The following is a 2,519-nucleotide window of genomic DNA, read 5'->3' on the forward strand; positions in this document are numbered from 1 at the left end:
AGCGGCACGTGGGCTCCGGTGGGCGAGTGGCCTTGGTGGCGGGTCCGCGCCCTGAGCGGATTCCGCTGTCGTTGGCGCAGTCCCGGATGTGGTTCATCAACCAGTTCGACACCGCATCACCGGCGTACAACATTCCGCTGGCGATTCGGTTGACCGGCGAACTCGACGTGACCGCGCTGCGTGCGGCGGTCGGCGACGTGCTGGAACGGCACGAGTCGCTGCGCACCGTTTTCCCCAACTCGGCAGACGGCCCGTCCCAGGTGGTGGTCGGTGTCGGTGAGATCGACGCGGATCTCGACGAGGTCGGCGTGTCCGCGGATGCGCTGGCGGACGCGTTGGTCGGCTTCGTGTCCGGCGGATTCGATGTCTCGACCGAGATCCCGTTGCGTGCCAGGCTGTTCCGGACTGGCGGGAGCGGAGCCTGCGGAGCGACTCAGACAGACACAGTCGAGCATGTCTTCGCGGTCGTGGTGCACCACATCTCGGCGGACGGCTTCTCCGTCGGACCGTTGGCGCGCGACGTGATGGTGGCGTACGCCGCCCGCGTCGGGGGGCAGGCGCCGACATGGGCGCCACTCACGGTGCAGTACGCGGACTTCGCGTTGTGGCAGCGGGAGGTGCTCGGGTCGGAGGACGATCCGGAGTCGTTGGCGGCGGTTCAGCTCGGCTATTGGGCCGAGCAGTTGGCCGGGGCGCCCGCGGTGCTGGAGTTGCCGACGGACCGTCCGCGTCCGCCGGTGGCGTCGATGCGCGGCGCCAGGACCGAATTCACCGTCGATGCCGAACTGGTCGGTCGCCTGCGGGAGCTCGCGCTGGCGAAGCAGTCGACGTTGTTCATGGTGCTGCACGCGGCGCTGGCGGCGACGCTCTCGCGGCTGAGCGGGACGACAGACATCACCGTCGGCACTCCGATCGCCGGTCGCGGCGAGGCCGCGCTGGATGAGCTTGTCGGCATGTTCGTCAACACGCTGGTGCTGCGCACCGAGGTCGACCCCGCGTCGAGCTTCACGGAGCTGTTGGCACAGACCCGCGCGACCGACCTGGCCGCGTTCGGGCACGCCGATGTGCCGTTCGAGCGGGTCGTCGAGGTGGCGAACCCGCCACGTTCGCAGGCGCATTCGCCGCTGTTCCAGGTGGCGTTGGCGCTGCAGAACCTGGCGGAGACGTCGTTCGAGTTGCCGGGTATCGAGATCTCGCCGCTCGATACCGAGCTTGCCGTCGCGAAGGGGGATCTTGAGCTGACCTTCCGTGAGGGCGACGACGGCCTGAAGGGTTCGCTGATGTATGCGGCGGATCTGTTCGACGAGTCGACGGCGCGTGGGTTCGCCGAGCGGCTGGTGCGACTGCTCGGCGCGGTCGCGGCCGACCCGGCGGTGCCGGTCGGCGAGCTCGACCTGCTCGACGAGGCGGAGCGGGCGACGATCGACGCACGCGCGCTCGCCGTGCCGCTGCCGAGCCGGCTGCTGCCGGAGATGCTCGCCGCCGGCGCGGCACTGAACCCGGACGCGGTCGCGCTGACCGCGAGCGGCGTCGAGATGAGCTATGCGGAGCTCGACGCGACGTCGAACCGGATTGCACGACTGCTCATCTCACGGGGAATCGGACCGGAGACGTTCGTCGCGCTTGCGTTCCCGCGGTCGATCGAGTCGGTGGTCGCGATGTGGGCGGTCGCCAAGAGTGGGGCCGCGTTCGTGCCGGTGGACCCGGCGCTGCCGACCGCACGGATCGAACACATCCTCACCGATTCCGGTGCCGCGCTGGGGCTGACGGTCGCGGGTGTCCGCGGGGAGATGCCGGGCACCACAGAGTGGCTCGAACTCGACGGGCCTGTGGCCGAAGACCTCTCGGCAGCCCCGGTCACCGACCGTGACCGGACGGCGCCACTGTCCGTCACGAGTGTCGCGTACATGATCTACACCTCGGGTTCGACCGGCATGCCCAAGGGCGTGGTGGTCACCCACGCCGGGCTGTCCGCATTCTCCGCGGACGCCCACTCGGATATGGTCATCACCGCACAGTCGCGGGTGCTGCGCCTGGCCTCGGCCAGCTTCGACGCCTCGATGTTCGAGATGCTGACCTCGTTCAGCGCGGGCGCGACCATGGTGGTCGCGCCGCCGGAGGTCGTCGGCGGCGACGAACTCGCTGGGCTGGTGCGCGAGCAGCGGGTGAGCCACCTGATGAGCGCGCCCGCGGCGATGGGGACCATGCGCGCCGAGGACCTGCCCGACCTGGAGATGGTGGGCGTCGGCGGCGACGTCTGCCCGCCGGAGCTGGTCGCGCGGTTGGGTCCGGGCCGGCTGTTCTTCAACGGGTACGGTCCGACCGAGACCACCATCGTCGTCACGTTGACGGGGAGTTTGGCTGCCGGTGACCCGATCACCATCGGTGCGCCGATCGGCGGCGTCGGTGCGGTGGTGCTCGACCCACGCCTGCAGCCCGTGGCGCTCGGCGTGGTCGGTGAGCTGTACCTGTCCGGTGCCGGGCTGGCCCGTGGCTACCACGACCGCGCCGAGCTCACC

General features: G+C 70.1%; 1 protein-coding gene. It reads left to right on the top strand.

Annotated elements, in window-relative coordinates; all coding sequences use genetic code 11:
• Nucleotides 1-26 precede the first annotated feature (26 nt).
• Nucleotides 27-2,519 (top strand): condensation domain-containing protein (locus tag ACWFRB_RS26300; RefSeq protein WP_452644280.1); only part of this gene is annotated, 2,493 nt, incomplete at its 3' end.

The organism is Rhodococcus sp. NPDC055112 (assembly GCF_053607505.1).